This is a genomic window from Pseudomonadaceae bacterium SI-3 (genome assembly GCA_004010935.1).
Lineage (GTDB): Bacteria > Pseudomonadota > Gammaproteobacteria > Pseudomonadales > Pseudomonadaceae > Stutzerimonas.
In genome coordinates this window covers 159,193-177,797 of sequence record CP026511.1, presented here as the reverse complement: position 1 = coordinate 177,797, position 18,605 = coordinate 159,193, and the positions used below count along the sequence as shown (strand labels likewise).

20 protein-coding genes are annotated in these 18,605 nt (G+C 63.8%); 10 read left to right on the top strand and 10 right to left on the bottom strand.

The genetic code is table 11. The annotated features are described in order from the left end of the window. Nucleotides 1–334: 334 nt before the first annotated feature. A complete protein-coding gene (locus C1896_00860) occupies nucleotides 335–1,198 on the bottom strand; it encodes an NAD(P)-dependent oxidoreductase (protein ID AZZ43601.1) in 864 nt (287 codons plus the stop codon). Nucleotides 1,199–1,365: 167 nt separating this feature from the next. On the opposite strand from C1896_00860, the gene C1896_00855 reads away from it, so the two are divergent. From C1896_00855 to C1896_00845, 3 genes are all read left to right on the top strand, one after another. Continuing rightward, the gene (locus C1896_00855) at nucleotides 1,366–2,286 is read left to right on the top strand and encodes a hydrogen peroxide-inducible genes activator (protein AZZ43600.1); all 921 of its coding nucleotides are present in this window, start codon (nucleotides 1,366–1,368) and stop codon (nucleotides 2,284–2,286) included. 4 nt (nucleotides 2,287–2,290) lie between these two features. Then, nucleotides 2,291–4,366 (top strand): ATP-dependent DNA helicase RecG, encoded by a 2,076-nt coding sequence (locus tag C1896_00850; GenBank protein ID AZZ43599.1) that lies wholly within the window; start codon nucleotides 2,291–2,293, stop codon nucleotides 4,364–4,366. A 74-nt stretch (nucleotides 4,367–4,440) separates the two neighbouring features. Next, a complete protein-coding gene (locus C1896_00845) occupies nucleotides 4,441–5,844 on the top strand; it encodes a histidine kinase (GenBank protein AZZ43598.1) in 1,404 nt (467 codons plus the stop codon). Nucleotides 5,845–5,913: 69 nt separating this feature from the next. Here the strand turns inward: C1896_00845 and C1896_00840 are convergent, their stop codons facing one another. The 9 genes from C1896_00840 to gspE all read right to left on the bottom strand — a co-directional run bounded on the left by C1896_00840 (nucleotide 5,914) and on the right by gspE (nucleotide 13,572). Further along, entirely contained in the window at nucleotides 5,914–6,426 is a 513-nt protein-coding gene (locus C1896_00840) for a type II secretion system protein M (GenBank protein ID AZZ43597.1), read from the bottom strand. Continuing rightward, nucleotides 6,423–7,565 (bottom strand): type II secretion system protein GspL, encoded by a 1,143-nt coding sequence (gene gspL / locus C1896_00835; protein ID AZZ43596.1) that lies wholly within the window; start codon nucleotides 7,563–7,565, stop codon nucleotides 6,423–6,425. Before gspL ends, C1896_00840 begins: the two co-directional genes overlap by 4 nt. Before the next feature lie 3 nt (nucleotides 7,566–7,568). Then, nucleotides 7,569–8,552, bottom strand: a complete 984-nt coding sequence (locus C1896_00830; protein ID AZZ43595.1) for a general secretion pathway protein GspK — start codon at nucleotides 8,550–8,552, stop codon at nucleotides 7,569–7,571. Next, on the bottom strand, nucleotides 8,549–9,265 hold the full coding sequence (gene gspJ / locus C1896_00825) for a type II secretion system protein GspJ (GenBank protein ID AZZ43594.1): 717 nt from the start codon (nucleotides 9,263–9,265) through the stop codon (nucleotides 8,549–8,551). The genes C1896_00830 and gspJ overlap by 4 nt, the downstream gene beginning before the upstream one ends. Continuing rightward, complete coding sequence (gene gspI / locus C1896_00820) at nucleotides 9,262–9,669, bottom strand: type II secretion system protein GspI (GenBank protein ID AZZ43593.1); 408 nt, start codon at nucleotides 9,667–9,669, stop codon at nucleotides 9,262–9,264. Before gspI ends, gspJ begins: the two co-directional genes overlap by 4 nt. Then, the gene (gene gspH / locus C1896_00815) at nucleotides 9,666–10,241 is read right to left on the bottom strand and encodes a type II secretion system protein GspH (GenBank protein AZZ43592.1); all 576 of its coding nucleotides are present in this window, start codon (nucleotides 10,239–10,241) and stop codon (nucleotides 9,666–9,668) included. Before gspH ends, gspI begins: the two co-directional genes overlap by 4 nt. A 3-nt stretch (nucleotides 10,242–10,244) precedes the next feature. Then, the gene (gene gspG / locus C1896_00810) at nucleotides 10,245–10,679 is read right to left on the bottom strand and encodes a type II secretion system protein GspG (GenBank protein ID AZZ43591.1); all 435 of its coding nucleotides are present in this window, start codon (nucleotides 10,677–10,679) and stop codon (nucleotides 10,245–10,247) included. A 5-nt stretch (nucleotides 10,680–10,684) separates the two neighbouring features. Beyond that, the gene (gspF, locus tag C1896_00805; GenBank protein ID AZZ43590.1) at nucleotides 10,685–11,899 is read right to left on the bottom strand and encodes a type II secretion system protein GspF; all 1,215 of its coding nucleotides are present in this window, start codon (nucleotides 11,897–11,899) and stop codon (nucleotides 10,685–10,687) included. Nucleotides 11,900–12,060: 161 nt separating this feature from the next. Continuing rightward, nucleotides 12,061–13,572: a type II secretion system protein GspE gene (gene gspE / locus C1896_00800; GenBank protein ID AZZ43589.1), complete on the bottom strand. Its 1,512-nt coding sequence runs from the start codon at nucleotides 13,570–13,572 to the stop codon at nucleotides 12,061–12,063. A 522-nt stretch (nucleotides 13,573–14,094) separates the two neighbouring features. Here gspE and C1896_00795 point away from each other — a divergent pair. The 7 genes from C1896_00795 (at nucleotide 14,095) to C1896_00765 (ending at nucleotide 18,574) form a co-directional block, all read left to right on the top strand. Next, nucleotides 14,095–15,216, top strand: coding sequence for an NAD(P)(+) transhydrogenase (Re/Si-specific) subunit alpha (locus C1896_00795; protein ID AZZ43588.1), 1,122 nt, complete (start codon nucleotides 14,095–14,097; stop codon nucleotides 15,214–15,216). Between the two features lie 13 nt (nucleotides 15,217–15,229). Then, entirely contained in the window at nucleotides 15,230–15,550 is a 321-nt protein-coding gene (locus tag C1896_00790; protein ID AZZ43587.1) for an NAD(P) transhydrogenase subunit alpha, read from the top strand. Continuing rightward, nucleotides 15,547–16,998 (top strand): NAD synthetase, encoded by a 1,452-nt coding sequence (locus tag C1896_00785; GenBank protein AZZ43586.1) that lies wholly within the window; start codon nucleotides 15,547–15,549, stop codon nucleotides 16,996–16,998. Before C1896_00790 ends, C1896_00785 begins: the two co-directional genes overlap by 4 nt. 224 nt (nucleotides 16,999–17,222) lie before the next feature. Then, nucleotides 17,223–17,423 (top strand): hypothetical protein, encoded by a 201-nt coding sequence (locus tag C1896_00780; GenBank protein AZZ43585.1) that lies wholly within the window; start codon nucleotides 17,223–17,225, stop codon nucleotides 17,421–17,423. A 107-nt stretch (nucleotides 17,424–17,530) separates the two neighbouring features. Beyond that, nucleotides 17,531–17,848 carry a DUF2388 domain-containing protein gene (locus C1896_00775; GenBank protein AZZ43584.1) on the top strand — a complete coding sequence of 106 codons (318 nt, stop codon included), beginning with the start codon at nucleotides 17,531–17,533 and terminating at the stop codon, nucleotides 17,846–17,848. Between the two features lie 85 nt (nucleotides 17,849–17,933). Next, complete coding sequence (locus C1896_00770) at nucleotides 17,934–18,257, top strand: Holliday junction resolvase (GenBank protein AZZ43583.1); 324 nt, start codon at nucleotides 17,934–17,936, stop codon at nucleotides 18,255–18,257. Next, the gene (locus C1896_00765; protein ID AZZ43582.1) at nucleotides 18,254–18,574 is read left to right on the top strand and encodes a DUF2388 domain-containing protein; all 321 of its coding nucleotides are present in this window, start codon (nucleotides 18,254–18,256) and stop codon (nucleotides 18,572–18,574) included. Before C1896_00770 ends, C1896_00765 begins: the two co-directional genes overlap by 4 nt. Nucleotides 18,575–18,605 lie beyond the last annotated feature (31 nt).

Below are 18,605 nucleotides of genomic sequence, written 5' to 3'. Positions count from 1 at the left end.
CGCCGTAGTGGTTCTTCCTGATTGATCGCCGCTAAAGGCGGCAGCTGCTCCTGACCCGACTGCTGCCATGCGGCAAGGTGTACGGCGTGCGTGCTATCAGATTTTTAGTGTTCGCGACCGCTGCAGAGTTGCGAGAAATGATGCCGTTGGCGTGGAATCGCCGACGGACTGTCATGAATGCGTTGAGATAGGCATTTTTTCGCAGCAGGTACACCACCTGCCTGTGCAGGCGCGCAGGCAAGGGGTATCGAGCCCTTTACGATCCGATGGCACCTATTGCTGCGGAGCAGCACTTGGGTGCGGATCGCTAGCAGACCGAGGCGCGGACGCGATCTCAGCTCTTGCCGTTCGGCCTGATGCCCGCGTAACCGTTGCGATAGCTGGGGTATTGCGGCACCCAACCAAGCGCCCGCGCTCGGGCGTTGCTGCACCGTTTGCTGCCAGCACGGCGGGTCATGGCCTGCTCGGCCCATTGGGTCACGCCGAGTCGCTCGCGCAACCAGTCCACCACTTCGTGCAACGGCGCAGGGTCATCGTCGACACCCAGGTAGCAATCTTCCAGAGCGCCACCGTTCAGATCGGTCTGCAGCAGGCAGGCCAATAGGGCCGCAGCATCATCGCGATGGATGCGGTTGCTGTACTGCGGCGGATCGCGTTCGACCCGCAGACCCGAGCGCACCTGGTTCTGCATCCATGGCCGCACCGGGTCATACAACCCCGCCATGCGCACCCGCGTCGCTGGAAAGCCGCACTCATGCGCCAGTTGTTCGGCCTCGAGCATCACCTGCCCGGTGTAGCCAGTAGGCTCGGTGGCCGAGGTCTCATCGATCCATTCGCCGCCGTTCTGCGCGTAGACACCAGTGCTGGAAACAAAGAAAACGCGCTGCGGGCGTTGCCCCCGCTGCTCCAGCCAGCCAAGCGCATTGCGCAGGCCCTCAACGTAGGCCTGCCGATAACCGGGCTCGTCGTGCTGGCTGGCCGAGGCGGCATACACCAGATAGTCCAGCTTGCCATTAGGCCAGCCACGCGGCACCTCGCTCGAGGCAAGGTCGCCACGTACCGGCAGGATAGGTACCGGCAGGCTCGCCGCCTGACGTCGCAGGCCGTACACCGTCCAACCTGCGCGGCTCAGCTGCAGGCCGAGGCGAATACCGACATCGCCGCAGCCGGCGATCATTACAGAGGGTCGAGTTGCCATGGCGGTTGCTCCATAACCGATGCGGACCACAGATTCGGCCCGCCTTTTTTGAGTGTACTGCTGTCAGCAGGATTTCCGCTGATCCCTTAATAAGGGAACGGCTGCTGGCCAGTTGGTTCGAACACGAGCAAAGGCTATGCTAGCCCGCACTCTGATGGAATAACGCTATGACACTGACCGAACTGCGCTACATCGTCACGCTCGCCCAGGAATCTCACTTCGGCCGCGCTGCCGAACGTTGCCACGTCAGTCAGCCTACCCTCTCGGTGGGTGTGAAAAAGCTCGAGGACGAACTCGGCGTGCTGATTTTCGAGCGGACCAAAAGCGCGGTACGGCTGACACCGGTCGGTGAAGGCATCGTCACCCAGGCGCAAAAGGTGCTGGAGCAGGCGCAGAGCATTCGCGAGCTGGCCCAGGCCGGCAAGAATCAGCTGGCCGCCCCGCTCAAGGTTGGCGCCATCTATACGGTCGGCCCCTACATGTTCCCGCATCTGATCCCGCAGCTGCATCGCGTGGCACCGGACATGCCGTTGTACATCGAAGAGAATTTCACCCACATCCTGCGTGACAAGCTGCGCACCGGCGAGCTGGACGCGATCATCATCGCGCTGCCTTTCCAGGAAGCCGACGTGCTGACCCTGCCGCTGTATGACGAGCCCTTCTATGTGCTGATGCCCGCTGGGCATCCCTGGACGAAGAAGGAAACCATCGACAGCGAGATGCTCAACGACAAGAGCCTGCTGCTCCTGGGTGAGGGTCATTGCTTCCGCGATCAGGTGCTCGAAGCCTGCCCGACCACGCGCAAAGGCGAGGCCCCAAGCCACACCACGGTGGAGTCGTCGTCGCTGGAAACCATCCGCCACATGGTCGCCTCCGGCCTTGGCGTGTCGATCCTGCCGCTGTCGGCGGTCGACAGCCATCACTACTCCCCTGGCGTGCTGGACATCCGTCCGCTGACGCCGCCTGTGCCATTCCGCACCGTGGCGATCGCCTGGCGCGCCAGCTTCCCGCGCCCGAAGGCCATCGAGGTCCTGGCCGACTCCATCCGTCTGTGCTCGGTTGCAAAACCGCCCGCCGACAAAGCCTGACGTCATGAGCGAGCTGGCAGCGGTCCCGGTGACCGCATTGAAGGGCGTCGGCGCGGCGCTGGCCGAAAAGCTCGCCAAGGTTGGCCTGAAAACCCTACAGGACCTGCTGTTTCACCTGCCGCTACGCTATCAGGACCGCACCCGCATCGTGCCGATCGGTGCCCTGCGCCCCGGTCAGGATGCGGTCGTCGAAGGCACCGTCACCGGCGCGGATGTGGTGATGGGGCGGCGCCGCAGCCTGCTGGTGCGCCTACATGACGGCAGCGGCAGTCTCAGCCTGCGCTTCTACCATTTCAGCCAGGCGCAGAAGGAAGCCCTCAAGCGTGGCACCCAGGTACGCTGTTACGGGGAAGCGCGACCAGGCGCCTCGGGGCTGGAGATCTACCATCCCGAATACCGCACGCTCACCGACAGCGAGCCGGTGGCCGTCGAGCAGACGCTGACACCTATTTATCCCTCTACCGAAGGCTTGACCCAGCAGCGTCTGCGCCAACTGACCGCGCAAGCCCTGGCACGACTCGGCCCGCACAGCCTGCCCGACTGGTTGCCCGACGAGCTGACCCGCGACTACCGATTGGCCAAGTTGGACGAAGCGATTCGCTACCTGCACCGGCCGCCGCCCGATGCCGATCTGGAAGAACTCGCCGAGGGCCGCCATTGGGCCCAGCACCGCCTGGCCTTCGAGGAGCTGCTGACTCACCAGCTTTCGATGCAACGCCTGCGCGAGAGCAGCCGCGCCCAGCACGCACCGCCCTTACCGGCTGCCCGCGACCTGCCGCAGCGTTACCTGCAGAACCTCGGTTTCCAGCCCACCGGCGCCCAGCAGCGAGTCGGCGCGGAGATCGCCTATGACCTCGCCCAGAACGAGCCGATGCTGCGCCTGGTGCAGGGAGACGTCGGTGCCGGCAAGACGGTGGTCGCCGCCCTCGCCGCCTTGCAAGCCTTGGAGGCGGGCTATCAGGTGGCCTTGATGGCGCCGACCGAGATCCTCGCCGAACAGCACTTCATCACCTTCTGCAAATGGCTCGAACCGCTGGGCATAGAAGTCGCTTGGCTGGCCGGCAAGCTCAAGGGCAAGGCACGAACCGCATCGCTGGAGCGCATCGCCGCCGGCTGCCCAATGGTGGTCGGCACTCACGCGCTGTTTCAGGATGAAGTGCGGTTCAGCAGGCTCGCGCTGGTGATCATCGACGAGCAGCACCGGTTCGGCGTGCAGCAGCGCCTGGCGCTGCGCCGCAAGGGCGTCGAGGGACGACTCTGCCCGCACCAGCTGATCATGACCGCCACGCCGATCCCGCGAACCCTGGCGATGAGTGCCTACGCCGATCTGGACACCTCGATCCTCGACGAGCTGCCCCCCGGTCGTACGCCGGTCAACACCGTACTGGTGGCCGACAGCCGCCGCCTGGAGGTTATCGAGCGGGTGCGCTCGGCCTGTAACGAAGGCCGCCAGGCCTACTGGGTCTGCACCCTGATCGAGGAGTCCGAAGAGCTGACCTGCCAGGCGGCGGAAACCACCTTCGAAGACCTCTCCGCCGCGCTCGGCGGGCTCAATGTCGGGCTGATCCATGGCCGCATGAAGCCCGCCGAAAAAGCCGCGGTGATGGCCGAGTTCAAGAAAGGCCGCCTGCAACTGTTGGTTGCGACTACGGTGATCGAGGTGGGGGTCGACGTGCCCAACTCAAGTCTGATGATCATCGAAAACCCCGAACGCCTTGGCCTTGCCCAGCTGCACCAGCTACGTGGGCGGGTCGGTCGCGGCAGTGCCGCCAGCCATTGCGTGCTGCTCTACCACCCGCCGCTGTCTCAGATCGGCCGTGAACGTTTGGCGATCATGCGCGAGACCTGCGATGGCTTCATCATTGCCGAAAAGGATCTGGAACTGCGCGGCCCGGGCGAAATGCTCGGCACCCGGCAGACCGGCCTGCTGCAGTTCAAGGTCGCCGATCTGATGCGCGATGCCGATTTGCTGCCTGCCGTGCGCGACGCAGCCCACGCATTGTTGGAACGCTGGCCACAGCACGTAAGCCCCTTGCTAGAGCGCTGGCTGCGCCACGGCCAGCAATACGGGCAGGTTTGACGCTCGTCGGCAAACCCAAACCGCACTAACGCTAAGGCTATACTGCGCCGATCGGGAATAAAGACGGACTTTCCATGAATTCGGCTGCTGAAACCAAAAACAACATAACGCTCCCACCCATGATCGTTCAGCTGCTGGACAAGCTGGCGCTGCCTTACCGCGCCTGCGAGGACCGACCGGATCTTGATCCGGCCCGGCGCGTGCAGGCCATTCTGGTCGACGATGCCATCGGCGCGCTGCTGGTGCTCTATCCCAGCGACCATTTGCTCGATCTGCCACGTCTGGTTGAACTGACCGGGCGCCAGTTGGTGGCGGTTAAGCCCGAGCGGCTCACTCGAATGCTGTCCAAGCATGACCTGAAGGTTCTGCCCGGGCTGCCGCCGCTGACCAGCTCGCCCTGCCTGTACGAGGACCGGCTGTTGCAACAGCCGGAGTTGTTGATCGAATCAGGTCAGCCCGGCTTGCTGCTGGCGCTGGCGAGCCAGGATTTCAAGCAACTGCTCAGCAAAGCCAGCGCCGGTCAGTTCGCCGTTCCGTTGAGTACCATCCAGCCGAACCTCGACCGTCCCGAAGAGGACCGCGCCGAAATCACCAAGGCGGTGCAAAGCTTTACCGCCCGGCGCATTCAGAAGCGGCTGGAGGAAACCATCGAGATTCCTCCGCTGGCACAGACGGCGCAGAAAATCATCAAGCTACGTGTCGACCCTGACGCCACCGTGGACGATATCACCGGCGTGGTCGAAACCGACCCGGCGCTGGCCGCCCAAGTGGTCAGCTGGGCCGCTTCGCCCTACTACGCCGCGCCCGGCAAGATCCGCTCGGTGGAAGATGCCATCGTGCGGGTGCTCGGTTTCGACCTGGTGATCAACCTGGCGCTCGGCCTGGCGCTGGGCAAGAGCCTAAGCCTGCCCAAGGATCAGCCGCAGCAGGCCACACCTTACTGGCAGCAGTCGATCTATACCGCGGCGGTGATCGAGGGGCTGAACCGCGCCATTCCGCGCACCCAGCGGCCCGAGGCAGGCATCAGCTATCTTGCCGGGTTATTGCACAACTTCGGCTATCTGGTGCTCGCGCATGTCTTTCCGCCGCATTTTTCGTTGATATGTCGACACCTGGAGGTCAATCCGCATCTGAGTCACAGCGTGATCGAACAGCACCTGCTGGGCATTACCCGTGAGCAGATCGGGGCCTGGCTGATGCGCTACTGGGGGATGCCTGACGAGCTGTCGACGGCACTGCGCTTCCAGCATGACCCGCACTACCAGGGCGAGCATGCCGGGCATGCCAACCTAGTCTGCCTGGCGGTCCGCCTGCTGCGTAACCGTGGCATCGGCTCCGGCCCCTACAGCGAGATCCCGCAGGATCTCTTCGATCGCCTGGGGCTGAGCCGTGAGAAGGCCAACGAGGTGTTGAACAAGGTGCTTGATGCCGAAGCCGCGCTACGCGCCCTGGCGATGCAGATTCATCCGGCGCCGTGAACCTTGGCCAGCAGCGCCTGCGCGGCGCTGCTGGCCACCGAGCCCTGCCCGCTTCCGTTGTGCAACGGTCTAGCCCTCTGCACGGAAACTTACGCGTGCATCGACCAGCCCATCTCCAACCTGACTGATGCTGACCTCGGCGAGGCTCGCACCCGCAGCTTGAAGCTCGTCGAACCAGCGCAACAGCGTCCCATAGGATGCACTGGGGAGCGTTACCTGCAGGCTACCGTCATTGCCGAAATCGAAGCTCTCGATGGTCAAGCCACTCTGCTGCGCACTTTGCGTTACCAGTCCCTGCAACTGATCCGGTGCCAGCGAAACCGGGTTGCTGCGTGACATCTGTCGCGCCAACTCGGTGTTTTGCTCGAGATAGGCATGCAGCTGACGCTCCTGCTGGAAGTACGCTTGCGCGTCCCGCACGCGCTGCTGGGCAGGCGCCCAGAGCAGAACGTAGAACAACACCACCAGCAAAAAGGCGCCAAGCAAGGTAAGCGACAGGCGCTCGCGGGGTTGCAGTCGTTGCCAGCGCAGCCACAGGGGCGACTCGGCCAGGCGCACGCGCATCTGTTGTCTCAAATTCATCCTCGGCCTCCGATCACCACACGCGCGCTGACGGCATCACCGTCACGACTGGCCGACCCTAACTGGACGCTCTCCCCGGTTTGCCCGAGGCGTTGTCGCAGCTGCTCGAGTACAGCGAAATCGCTGGCACGCACCTGCAGGGCAAGATCACCTCGGGCCTGGTTGAAATCAAGCTGCCCGATCGACACCGGAATACCCTCCGCCAATGCCAGCGCCACTTCATTCAACAAGCGCATGAACTCTGCCGAAGCACCGGCGTTCTGGCTGATATGGTCGTCGAACTGAGCACGCAGATTGACGATGCGTCGGTCCTCGGGAAACAGCTCGGTGTAGAGCGCCCGACTTGCCTCTGCATACTGCTCGGCCTGGCTTTGCAGCGTCCAGGCCTGGACCAGGTTGAACACCAGCTGCACAGCCAGCACCAGCGCCAGCACGATCATGACCGGCTTCCATTGACCCAGCCCGCTACCCGCGGCGTGAATGGCGAAATCGCCCTGCGCCAGATTGAGCGCAGCAGCGCGACCCGAGGCCAGGAAACGATAGGGCTCGTCCAGCTGCTGGTAGTCGTCCAGCGGTGAGGGTGCTGCTTCCAGCGTGCCATGTCCGTGATGCGGCACAGGACACTGCCCAGCCAGGTGCGGCCACTGGGCACTCTCGAAGGCCAGTCGCGCTTCCGGCTTGCCTCCGAGCAGCGCACGACCGTCGATGAACAGTAGCTGTGTACCGTCGCGCGGCAGCAAGTCGGCATCGACATGAATCGCGACGATGGTCAGGCCGAGCCCCTGCAGATCCTCCAGCCAGTCGGCCAGCAGCTGCCGGCGAATGGCGATGACCCGACGGCGCCCGTCTTCCAGCGCATCGCCATGCGTCAGGTGCAGGTCATCGACGTTTTCGGCGAGCAGTTCTTCCACGGCATAGGCCAGTGCCTGATTGACCCAGCGCGCCTTGCGGGTCGGCAGGTTGACTGCGAACGAGCTGCAGACTTCGGCCGGCAGCACCAGGGTCACAGCCGCCGACGCCCGCTCGATGACGTTCGCCAACGGCATCCAGCCATCATCCCCTTCACCCGGCAGCCAGTAGACGCGCGTATCGCTGTCGATCCGGGAACCGCAATCAGCGGGCAGAAACAGGCAGTCCATCGGCTATCGATCTCCGTCATTGGTTGGTCGGGGCAGCCGTGGCGGCTGTCCCAGGTTGCGCTGCAGCACGCGAACATCGCCATCGTCCTCACGCCGCAGCTGACTCACCAGTGCCAGGCGGCGGTCCGCCAGGCGCACCTCGCTGATGGCCTGGAAGAATTGACTGGTCACTGCGATGTTGGTGCTTTGAAGTTGGACACCGCTGAGCGCTGGTTGCGCCATGAAACTGGCCGTGTCACGGAACGGGGCAGATTGTCGTGCCTTCACCAGCGATTCGGCGGCGCTGGGGCTGAGGCTGTCGGCAAGGCTCGACAGCACCATGGCACTGGCCGTGTTGACGTTCAGCGGTGTATCCGCTGGCAGCACACTGACATAGGGCGCCAGACGCTGAAAGTCTTCATCGCGCATGCCGAGCAGCAGGCGCAGTTCGGAGAGGTCCTCCAGCCGCCTGCCCGCCGTGCGATAAGGCGGATCAAGCAGCAGGTAGGCGTTGTCCTCCGCGCCCGTTACGCCGCTGGGTTGCTGATCGCTGTCGATCCAGTCCACCAGGCGCTCGGCATAAGGCTCGGTGATCTGCAGGCGCAGCAGCAGCCGGCGAAACTGTGCGAGCGCTGCCGCGTTGGGCTGTTGTTCCTGCACCAGGCTGTTGAGATTGAAACGCCCGGCCAGGTCCTCGATTCGTACCTGGACCTGCCCCTGACCCTCGTCGAGATCGTACGCCGGTTGCGGCAGCGCCCAGGGCTCCAGCAGATGATCCACCGCCGGTTGCCCTGTGCCCTGACCGGACAGTTGCAGATCACGGCGCAGCATGGTTTGCGCCAGCGCCTCCCCACCCAGCGCGTAGTGCCAGGCCTGGCGCGCCTGCAGCTGGTTGCCGGTACCTCGGATCGACAGCTGCTGACGCGCAATCATCCCGGCGCAAATCACCGTAACGATGGCGACCACCAGCAGCACGGTGATGAGCGCGACGCCGCGCTGGGCCTTCATTGCATCTCTCCCACGCCGCCGGGCTCCGGTACGCCCTGGGAGTCGGGCTGGATGAATTGCGGAGCCGGCGTCGGGCCATCCGGCAACCGCAGCAGGCGGGTGATGGTGCCGTAACGCTGATGGTCAATGGAGACCTCCACGGCGAGCGGCAGCCGCCGCGCTTGTTCAGCCGGGTCACCGCGACCGAATTCGAACGGCGGCCATTCCTCGTGCCAGGTGTTCTCCGCATCCAGATAGCGCAGCCGCAGTGCCAACACATTGTCGAGCACAGGCTGCACCCGTGGCTCGCTGTCCACGTCGCGATCAAGCACCACCCAATAGACCCGCTCCAGCGTGTCGCCAACCAGCCGCCAGCGTACCCGCTGCAGGTTGGCCCGACGCATACCGGTGGGGTTTCGCCAGCCGCTGCGGGTCAGCTCCAGCGACACGCCGTCTGCGGCGCCGGCCATCTGGCCGATGAACGCGTTCTGCTCGTCGCCATAGCCGTCGCGCACCGGTCGTGGCATGGCCTGAATGAGGTCGCGCTCCAAACTCCACATCGCGCGCCCGAGTTCGCGCAGCTGCACTTCCTGCGCCCGCACCACCTCATCACTGCGCATTACCGCTTCGAGCATGCGGTAGGTGGCCAAGCCCAACAGCGCGAACAGGGCGATGGCGATCAGCAATTCGAGTAGCGTGAAGCCTGCGGTGGCACGAGGTGTGCGGATCTTCATGGGTCAACGCCAACGAAGCCGGTGAGGCTGGTCACCGCGCGCTCTTCGATGGAGCCGGCCCCGGCACCCCGCCGCTGCTCGGCAGCCGCGACCCAGACGCGAATACGCAGCAAACCGGGCGTGCCGCTGGTTTCCACTTCGCTCAGGGTCTGCCATTGACGGCCAGCGAACTCCAAGCGGGCATCTTCGCGGCCAACGCTCGGTGCCGGTTGCTGCAGCTGCAGCTCGGTGAGGCGGTTGTCGGCGATCCAGCCGGCCAGGGTCAGCGCTTCCAGCCGCCCAGCATTGCTCACGCTGCGCGCGGCTGCGGTCAGCACCACAGCCGCGACGATAGCGAAAATTGCCAGTGCCACCAGCACTTCGAGCAGGGTGAAGCCGCGCGAGCGTGCCGGACGATGACTCATCGACGGGTCTCCACGGGTTCGGCACGCGGCATGCGAAAGCCATCGCTGGATACCGTCCAGCGGCTCCCTCTAGGTCGCTGATCGGACAGGGTCAGGGTGAACGGAGACAGCTCACCGCTGGAAAGGATCAGCAGCTGCGGTTGCACGCGAGGGGCTCGCCGACGCTCTCGGTCCTCGTCGTTGGACAGCCCGGCCGGGTCATCCTCGCGCTTGACCGGCGCCACCAATTGCAACGGCGTGCCGTCGAGTTCCAGCTCCAGGCGCATCCATTCGGGAGCCTGGTGCGCCTCGCGATCACCAACATCGCGCCAGCGCGCATCGGCTTCGTCGTACTGCATCACCCGGTAACCGTCCCGGTCGAACCGCAGGCCATATTCGCGGCTATCGAGTACGGCTTCGTCGGCCATCAGGCTGATCAGGGTAGCCACGCGCTGCGCTTCATCACGGATTTCACGCGACGAGCTGGTGTTACCGGTCGATAGCACCGCCAGGCCCACCAGGCTGCCAAGGATGACGATCACCACCAGCAGCTCGATCAGCGTGAAGCCACCGTCCCGGCGCGCCTGGGGCATGGATCAGAGGTCCCAGTTACCGATGTCCGCGTTCAGCTCAGAGCCGCCCTGCTTACCGTCGGCACCATAGGAGTACAGGTCGTACGCGCCTTCGGTGCCGGGCGACAGGTACTGGTACTCGTTGCCCCAGGGATCCTTCGGCACGCGCTTGAGGTAGCCGTCGCGATTCCAGTTCTTTGGCTGCGGATTGCCACCGGGCTTTTCCACCAGCGCATCGAGACCCTGCTGAGTACTGGGGTAGGCATAGTTGTCCAGCTTGTACATGTCGAGGGCGGCGCTGACCGCCTTGATGTCGCCCTTGGCCACGGTCACCTTGGCCTGGTCCGGGCGGTTCATCACCTGCGGCACCACCAGCGCGGCGAGAATCCCCAGGATCACCACCACCACCATGATTTCGATAAGGGTGAAGCCACCCTGTTTGCGTCTGTTCAACATCATTCTCACTAGCCCACCAGTTGATTGAGAGAAAGGATCGGCAGCAGGATCGCCAGCACGATCACCAATACCACAGCCCCCATGAACACCAGCATGAAGGGTTCGAAAAGTCCCACCATCAGGGAGATTTGCGCAGCCAGGTCGTTTTCCTGGTTACGTGCGGTGCGCGCCAGCATCTGATCCAGCTCACCGGATTTCTCACCGCTGGCGATCATGTGCAGCATCATCGGCGGAAATTCGCCGGTGGCATCCAGCGCGCGGGTCAGGCTGCCGCCTTCACGCACACGTTGGGCCGCCTCAATGACCTTGTCACGGATACGCAGGTTGGCGATCACCGCCGCCGCAATGCCCAGCGCATCCACCAGCGGCACACCGCTACGGGTCAGAATCGCCAGGGTCGAGGCGAAACGCGCGGTGTTGGTCGCCCGCGCCAGCCGCCCTACCAGCGGGATACGCAGGATTAGCGCATGCCAGCGACGCTTGATCTTTTCGTCGCGCAGCGCCTGTCGCATCGCCAAGGCTGCCGCGACGATGCCGATGAGCATCAGCCAACCCCAGCGCTGCACCACCTCACTTACCGCGATCAGCCCGGTCGTCAACGCCGGAAGCTGCTGTCCGGTATTGACGAACACCTTGACCACGTCCGGCACCACGTAGCCCAGCAGCAACACGACGATGGCCAGCGAGGCCACCAGCAGGATGACCGGATACAGCAGCGCCAGTTGTATTTTCTGCCGCGACTGTTGGCGCTGATCGGTGTAATCGGCCAGTTGGTCGAGCACCAACCCGAGGTGTCCGGCATGCTCGCCCGCCGCAACGGTGGCGCGATACAACTCGGGAAAGGCCGACGGATATTCACGTAGCGATCCCGCCAGGCTATGCCCTTCCATCACCCGTGCCCGAACGGCCAGCAGCATCGACTTGATCTTCTGAGATGACGACTGTGCCGCCGCCGCACGCAGCGCTTCCTCGATGGGCAACGCGGCCTGCACCAGGGTTGCCAGCTGCCGGGTCACCAGCGCCAGGTCGCGCGCCGACAATCCACGACCAAAGGCGAAACCGCCCCCGCCAGTGTCTTCCTTGGCCTTGGCCTGCTTGACGTCCAGCGGCGACCACTGCTTCTCACGCAACAGCTGCCGCGCCTGCCGCGCGCTGTCCGCCTCGATCAGGCCCTTCTGCTCGCGACCACGCGGATCGAGGGCGATGTATTCGAACGCCGCCATCAGCGCTCAGCCATCGCGGTCAGGTGCCCTAGCGCGGGGCAGCGGACACGAAACCGCTGGAGGGCAGTCGCCTGCCCAACGTCGGCGACGGCGGTATGGATGTATTCATCAGGGCTGGTCATGGCCGGGTAGCGATCCTTCTGCCAGTACTGCTCATGCGCTTATTCCTCGCGTGTCACGCGCAACACTTCTTCGATGGTGGTCACACCTTCTCGCACCTTGCGCAGGCCATCGTCACGAATGCTCGGGCCCAGGCGGCGGGCATGGCGAACCATGTCCTGCTCGGCCGCACGGGTGTGGATCATGCTGCGCAGGCTGTCATCGAACATCACCAGTTCGTAGATCCCGGTCCGCCCGCGATAGCCTAGCTGCCGGCACACCTCACAGCCTTCGGCGTGGTACAGCGTCGGGGCCTCGCTGAGGTCGAGGCCGAACAGCGCGCACTCAGCTTCATCGGCCACATAGGCGCGTTTGCAGTCATTACACAGCACGCGGACGAGGCGCTGGGCCAGCACGCCGAGCAGCGACGAGGAGATCAGGAAGGGCTCGACGCCCATGTCCACCAGGCGGGTCACGGCGCCGATGGCGCTGTTGGTGTGCAGTGTCGAGAGCACCAGGTGACCGGTCAGCGACGCCTGCACCGCCATGTCGGCGGTTTCCTGGTCGCGGATCTCGCCAACCATCACCACGTCCGGGTCCTGACGCAGGATGGCGCGCAAGCCGCGGGCAAAGGTCATGTCAACCTTGGTGTTGACCTGGGTCTGGCCGATGCCCTCGAGGTTGTATTCGATCGGGTCCTCGACAGTGAGAATGTTGCGCGTGCGGTCGTTGAGCGTAACCAGGCTGGCGTAAAGGGTAGTGGTCTTACCCGAGCCGGTGGGGCCGGTGACGAGAATGATCCCGTGCGGCTTCTGCACCGCCTGTTCCATAATCTTGCGATCCCGGTCGCTCATGCCCAGATGGCGCAGGGTCAGGCGACCGGCCTGCTTGTCCAACAGACGCAGCACAACGCGTTCGCCGTTGGCCGAAGGCAGCGTCGACACACGGATATCGACCTCCCGCCCGCCGACTCGCAGGGAAATCCGACCGTCCTGCGGGATGCGCTTCTCAGCGATGTCCAGCCGAGCCATGACCTTGATCCGCGATACCAGCAATGCCGCGAGCTCGCGCTTGGGCTGCACCACTTCACGCAGAATGCCATCGATGCGAAAACGGATGACCAGGCGCTTCTCGAAGGTTTCGACGTGGATATCCGAGGCGTTTTCCTTGATCGCCTCGCCGAGGATGGCGTTGATCAGGCGGATGATCGGCGCGTCGTCTTCCTGCTCCAGCAGGTCTTCGGTTTCCTGGATCTGGTCGGCCAGGCTATGCAGATCCATGTCGTCGCCGAGGCCTTCAACCATCTGCATGGCAGCCGAAGAGTCATGCTGGTAGGCCGCGCTCAAGGCCTGCTCGAACTCGTCCTGCGCCAGCCACTGCATCGCCAACGGCCCGCCGGCGACGCGCTGTGCTTCCTGCAAGGCGGTCAGCGGCGCACCTTCGCGCGCACACAAACGCAGGCCTTCCGGGCGTTCCAACAGAAGCACGCCGTGGCGGCGAGCGAAGGCGAACGGCAGCCGCCTGGGCTGCGCTTCTTCCATCAGGATCATTTCATTCACGTCTAGATCGGCCATGTGAATTTCTCATGAGTAATGCGATCGAACGTCGTCGGCATTCCGAAGCCAGCGCAACCAAATGCATTGGACTACAGGGAATCCATGACATTACAGGCCCTGATCCGTTTTTTTTGCACATGCGCCGCCCCGACCGGCACCAAGGTCGCATACAGACAAGCCCGCCGACGAATACAACGTCTATGGTCCGTCATTCATGATTGCGCCGCGCATAACCGGGCACGGAACCTTAGACGAAGGTCGAACCCAATACCGACGCAGCCTGCAGCGATACAAAGCAACCTAATGGTCACGTCGTGAACGAATCGCCATTGTTGCGTTCCGATTAAAACAGTTGTTTGATTTCCGCAGCCCTTGCAGAATGCCGCGCCGCAGCAGGCTCAAACCAACTAGTGCAGGGCCCGTTAGCCGATCCACACCCAGTCACCATCCGCAGTGGCCGGGCGAAAAGTAACACCAGCGGTGCGATAACCGGTTTACCGGGCAGCACGCTGGTTACGATCAAGCAGGAGAACAAGAACAATGCACATTGGTGTTCCTCTCGAAACCAGGCCCGGTGAAACGCGCGTTGCCGCGACACCGGAAACCATCAAAAAGCTGATCGGGCAAGGGCATCGGGTGACGGTGCAGAGCGGAGCTGGCGTACAGGCCAGTGTTCCGGACAGTGCCTTCGAAGCGGCAGGCGCAACCATCGCCGATGCCGCTGCGGCGTTCGCAGCAGAGATCCTGCTGAAGGTGAACGCACCGAGCGAAACCGAACTGGCTCAGATGCAGCCAGGTACGGTCTTGGTCGGCATGCTCAACCCCTTCGACAACGAAAACATTGCACGCATGGCCGAACGCGGCATCACTGCCTTCGCCCTGGAAGCGGCGCCGCGCACCTCGCGCGCGCAGAGCCTCGACGTGCTCTCCTCCCAGGCCAACATCGCCGGCTACAAGGCCGTGATGGTCGCTGCCAACCAGTACCCGCGCTTCATGCCGATGCTGATGACCGCCGCCGGTACGGTGAAAGCCGCACGCGTGCTGATCCTCGGCGCCGGCGTTGCTGGTCTGCAGGCCATCGCCACGGCCAAGCGTCTGGGCGCGGTGATCGAAGCCTCGGACGTGCGTCCGGCGGTGAAGGAGCAGATCGAATCGCTCGGCGCCAAATTCGTCGACGTGCCTTGCGAGACCGATGAAGAGCGCGAATGTGCCGAGGGTGTCGGCGGCTATGCCCGGCCGATGCCGGCCAGCTGGATGGCCCGCCAGGCACAGGCCGTGCACGAGCGCGCCAAGCAGGCCGACATCATCATCACCACTGCGCTGATTCCGGGCCGCAAGGCGCCGACCCTGTTGCAGGAAGAAACCGTGCAGCAGATGAAGCCCGGTTCGGTGGTGATCGACCTCGCCGCCTCCCAGGGCGGTAACTGTCCATTGACCGAAGCCGATCAGGTGGTGGTCAAGCACGGCGTGACCCTGGTTGGCTACACCAACCTGGCGACCCTCGTGCCGGCGGACGCTTCGGCGCTATACGCCCGCAACCTGCTGGACTTCCTCAAGCTGGTGATCGATGGCGAAGCCAAGTTCCAGCTCAATCTTGAAGACGACATCGTCGCTGCGTGCCTGATGTGCCGTGACGGCCAGGTCGTACGCACCAACGGTTAAGGGAGCCCTGAACATGGACATGATTTCTGATGGCATCTACAACCTGATCATCTTCGTGCTGGCGATCTACGTCGGCTACCACGTGGTCTGGAACGTTACCCCCGCGCTGCACACCCCGCTGATGGCGGTCACCAACGCCATCTCGGCGATCGTCATCGTCGGCGCCATGCTGGCCGCCGCCCTGACCGTCACCCCGATGGGCAAGCTGATGGGCACCCTGGCGGTGACCCTGGCCGCCGTGAACGTCTTCGGTGGCTTCCTGGTTACCCGGCGCATGCTGGAAATGTTCAAGAAGAAGGAGCGCGCTGGCGCCAAGGCGGAGTCCAAGCCATGAGCATGAACCTGATCACCCTGCTGTATCTCATCGCTTCGGTGAGCTTCATCCAGGCCCTCAAAGGCCTGTCGCACCCCACCACCTCGCGCCGCGGCAACCTGTTCGGCATGATCGGCATGGGCATCGCCGTGGTCACCACGGTGTTCCTGGTGTTCAAACTTGGCTCACAGCTGGCCGAGAGCGCCAGCCCCTGGAGCGGCCTGGGCTTCATCGTCCTCGGCCTGCTGATCGGCGGCACCATCGGTACGCTGATGGCCAAGCGCGTCGAGATGACCAAGATGCCCGAGCTGGTCGCCTTCATGCACAGCATGATCGGCCTGGCCGCGGTGTTCATCGCCATCGCTGCCGTGCTCGAGCCGCAGTCGCTGGGTATCGTCCAGGCCATCGGCTATCCGATCCCGGCCGGCAACCGTCTGGAACTGTTCCTCGGTGCAGCCATCGGCGCTATCACCTTCTCCGGTTCGGTGATCGCCTTCGGCAAGCTGTCGGGCAAGTACAAGTTCCGTCTGTTCCAGGGCGCGCCGGTGTCGTTCCCTAACCAGCACAAGATCAACCTCGCCGTCGGCGTCGCGATCCTGGTGCTGGGCCTGATCTACACCTTCAGCGGCAACTTCACCGCGTTCATGATTCTGGTGGCGCTGGCTTTCGTCATTGGTGTGCTGATCATCATCCCCATCGGCGGCGCCGACATGCCGGTGGTGGTCTCGATGCTCAACAGCTACTCGGGCTGGGCGGCGGCTGGTATCGGCTTCTCGCTGAACAACTCGATGCTGATCATCGCAGGTTCCCTGGTGGGCTCGAGCGGCGCAATCCTCTCGTACATCATGTGCAAGGCGATGAACCGCTCCTTCTTCAACGTCATCCTCGGCGGCTTCGGTGGCGAAGCGGATGCCGGCCCCGCGGCTGGCAGCCAGGAACAGCGTCCGGTCAAATCCGGCTCCAGCGATGATGCCGCTTTCCTGCTGTCGAACGCCGACACCGTGATTATCGTTCCCGGCTACGGCCTGGCGGTGGCCCGCGCGCAGCATGCGCTGATGGAGCTGACCGAGAAGCTGACGCATATGGGCGTGACCGTGAAGTACGCGATCCACCCGGTCGCCGGTCGTATGCCCGGTCACATGAACGTGTTGCTGGCCGAAGCCGAAGTACCGTACGAGATGGTCTTCGAGATGGAAGACATCAACTCCGAGTTCGGCCAGGCCGACGTGGTGCTGGTGCTTGGCGCCAATGACGTGGTCAACCCGGCGGCGAAGAACGATCCCAAGTCGCCCATCGCCGGCATGCCGATCCTCGAGGCCTACAAAGCCAAGACGGTCATCGTCAACAAGCGCTCCATGGCCAGCGGTTATGCCGGCCTGGACAACGAGCTGTTCTACATGGACAAGACCATGATGGTCTTTGGCGATGCCAAGAAGGTCGTCGAGGACATGGTCAAAGCCGTGGAATAAGCGACACCGCGACACCGAAACCCCTCCCGGCCTTGCCGCGAGGGGTTTTGTTTTTAGCGCCCTCAGCAGCCGAACACTTCGGCGCCTGAAGCACCGGTACAGTAGTTCTGCTCGCGCAACTGAACCGACACAATTCAAGCTCCCTGTGACTGTTACGTAACAGCCCGGCACGCGACTCTATCTGCCCATAACCCATCCCCGTTGATTGCGGGAAGGAGCGGCTCATGGAGCGCGTACTGACTCGGAGACTCACCCCCTCATTCGGCCTGCCATCGCTGCGTCGGCCGCTGCAATCACTGCGACTCTGGCAGCAGCGAGCGCGTACTCGCCGGCAGCTGGCCGCGCTCAATGATCATCAGCTGGCTGATATCGGCATCAGTCAAAGCGAGCGGATGGCCGAGCTGGAAAAGCCCTTCTGGCGCTGACATGGCGCTTTCCAGGCGACGTCGCCGAGCCGTAAGCTGAACGGCATGCCCCGCCCGACGGTCAAAGCGACTATCGGCGGGAAGCCGCGTCTAGTCTGGAGAACACCATGAACAAGTATCTGTTGTCAGTTGCCACCGCTGCCTGCCTGGTTGCAGGCACCGCGTCGGCGGGAAGCATCACCGGCACCATCGACGCCATCGGCGCCTCGCTGGTCAACACCGTGGAAGGCACCTCCGATATCACCTCGAACCTGGGCGATGACAAGCTGGTACTCGACGCCAAGGACGATGCGGCCCGCTTCGTTGCCAGCAATGGCGAATCCCGTGGCGCTCAACTGGAAGCGGCACTGAAGCACATTCGCACCCAGGCACCGGCCCTGCACGCCACCGACCTTCAGCTGGCCAGCGCAATTCTGGCGCTCTGATCCGCGGCGTGAGCGAGCATGACGCTGGCTCTGAGGCTGGCGTTTCGCTAGCCTTGCCGGCTGATTGTCCAGCCTCAGGATTCACATGCGTTCGCTTTACCTTGTACTCGCCGGCTGCTGCGTCTGCGGCAGCGCGCAGGCCTTCGACAGCCTCATCGGCAACACCGTCGCGTCTTCCTACGTCGCCAGCCAGGTGACCAGCGCGCCCTTCGACAACAAGCTGATCCTCAACGCCCGCGACGACGCCGCCGGGTTCGTTGCCAGCCACGGCGAGCTTCGTGGCGCTCGCCTGGAAGGTGCCTTGCGCTGGCTGCGCGAGCGGCAACCGCAGCTGACGGCAAGCGACCTTGAACTGGCCGAGGCAATCCTCGTCCAATCACCCACTCCGCTCCCTCGAGAAGACTCATGAACCTCAAGCTGATCGCCGCGCCTTTTGCCCTGGCCCTTCTTGCCAGCGGTGCTCAGGCACAGACGCTGGTGGCTACCAGCAATATCGTCGTCAATGCCCTGGACCGCAGCATCAATTTCACCTCCGACGTGACCAGCCGCATCAGCGACATGAAGGTCGTCAGCGAAGCCCGCGATGAAGCAGCCGGCTTTGTCGCCAGCGGTGGTGAGATTCGTGGCGCGCGACTGGAAGCCGCGCTCGGCCGCTTGCGCGGTGCATTCCCGGAAGCACAGCAAGCCAGTGACCTGGCGCTGGCCGAAGCCATCCTCGCTCAGTGAAACCGTCCTGGGCCCGCTGGCTGGGCGTTGC

Bases quoted from the DNA above. Each gene is read 5' to 3' on its own strand.
- C1896_00860 (AZZ43601.1), bottom strand. From the start codon at position 1,198: ATGGCAACTCGACCCTCTGTAATGATCGCCGGCTGCGGCGATGTCGGT.
- C1896_00855 (AZZ43600.1), top strand. From the start codon at position 1,366: ATGACACTGACCGAACTGCGCTACATCGTCACGCTCGCCCAGGAATCT.
- C1896_00850 (AZZ43599.1), top strand. From the start codon at position 2,291: ATGAGCGAGCTGGCAGCGGTCCCGGTGACCGCATTGAAGGGCGTCGGC.
- C1896_00845 (AZZ43598.1), top strand. From the start codon at position 4,441: ATGAATTCGGCTGCTGAAACCAAAAACAACATAACGCTCCCACCCATG.
- C1896_00840 (AZZ43597.1), bottom strand. From the start codon at position 6,426: ATGAATTTGAGACAACAGATGCGCGTGCGCCTGGCCGAGTCGCCCCTG.
- gspL (AZZ43596.1), bottom strand. From the start codon at position 7,565: ATGGACTGCCTGTTTCTGCCCGCTGATTGCGGTTCCCGGATCGACAGC.
- C1896_00830 (AZZ43595.1), bottom strand. From the start codon at position 8,552: ATGAAGGCCCAGCGCGGCGTCGCGCTCATCACCGTGCTGCTGGTGGTC.
- gspJ (AZZ43594.1), bottom strand. From the start codon at position 9,265: ATGAAGATCCGCACACCTCGTGCCACCGCAGGCTTCACGCTACTCGAA.
- gspI (AZZ43593.1), bottom strand. From the start codon at position 9,669: ATGAGTCATCGTCCGGCACGCTCGCGCGGCTTCACCCTGCTCGAAGTG.
- gspH (AZZ43592.1), bottom strand. From the start codon at position 10,241: ATGCCCCAGGCGCGCCGGGACGGTGGCTTCACGCTGATCGAGCTGCTG.
- gspG (AZZ43591.1), bottom strand. From the start codon at position 10,679: ATGATGTTGAACAGACGCAAACAGGGTGGCTTCACCCTTATCGAAATC.
- gspF (AZZ43590.1), bottom strand. From the start codon at position 11,899: ATGGCGGCGTTCGAATACATCGCCCTCGATCCGCGTGGTCGCGAGCAG.
- gspE (AZZ43589.1), bottom strand. From the start codon at position 13,572: ATGGCCGATCTAGACGTGAATGAAATGATCCTGATGGAAGAAGCGCAG.
- C1896_00795 (AZZ43588.1), top strand. From the start codon at position 14,095: ATGCACATTGGTGTTCCTCTCGAAACCAGGCCCGGTGAAACGCGCGTT.
- C1896_00790 (AZZ43587.1), top strand. From the start codon at position 15,230: ATGGACATGATTTCTGATGGCATCTACAACCTGATCATCTTCGTGCTG.
- C1896_00785 (AZZ43586.1), top strand. From the start codon at position 15,547: ATGAGCATGAACCTGATCACCCTGCTGTATCTCATCGCTTCGGTGAGC.
- C1896_00780 (AZZ43585.1), top strand. From the start codon at position 17,223: ATGGAGCGCGTACTGACTCGGAGACTCACCCCCTCATTCGGCCTGCCA.
- C1896_00775 (AZZ43584.1), top strand. From the start codon at position 17,531: ATGAACAAGTATCTGTTGTCAGTTGCCACCGCTGCCTGCCTGGTTGCA.
- C1896_00770 (AZZ43583.1), top strand. From the start codon at position 17,934: ATGCGTTCGCTTTACCTTGTACTCGCCGGCTGCTGCGTCTGCGGCAGC.
- C1896_00765 (AZZ43582.1), top strand. From the start codon at position 18,254: ATGAACCTCAAGCTGATCGCCGCGCCTTTTGCCCTGGCCCTTCTTGCC.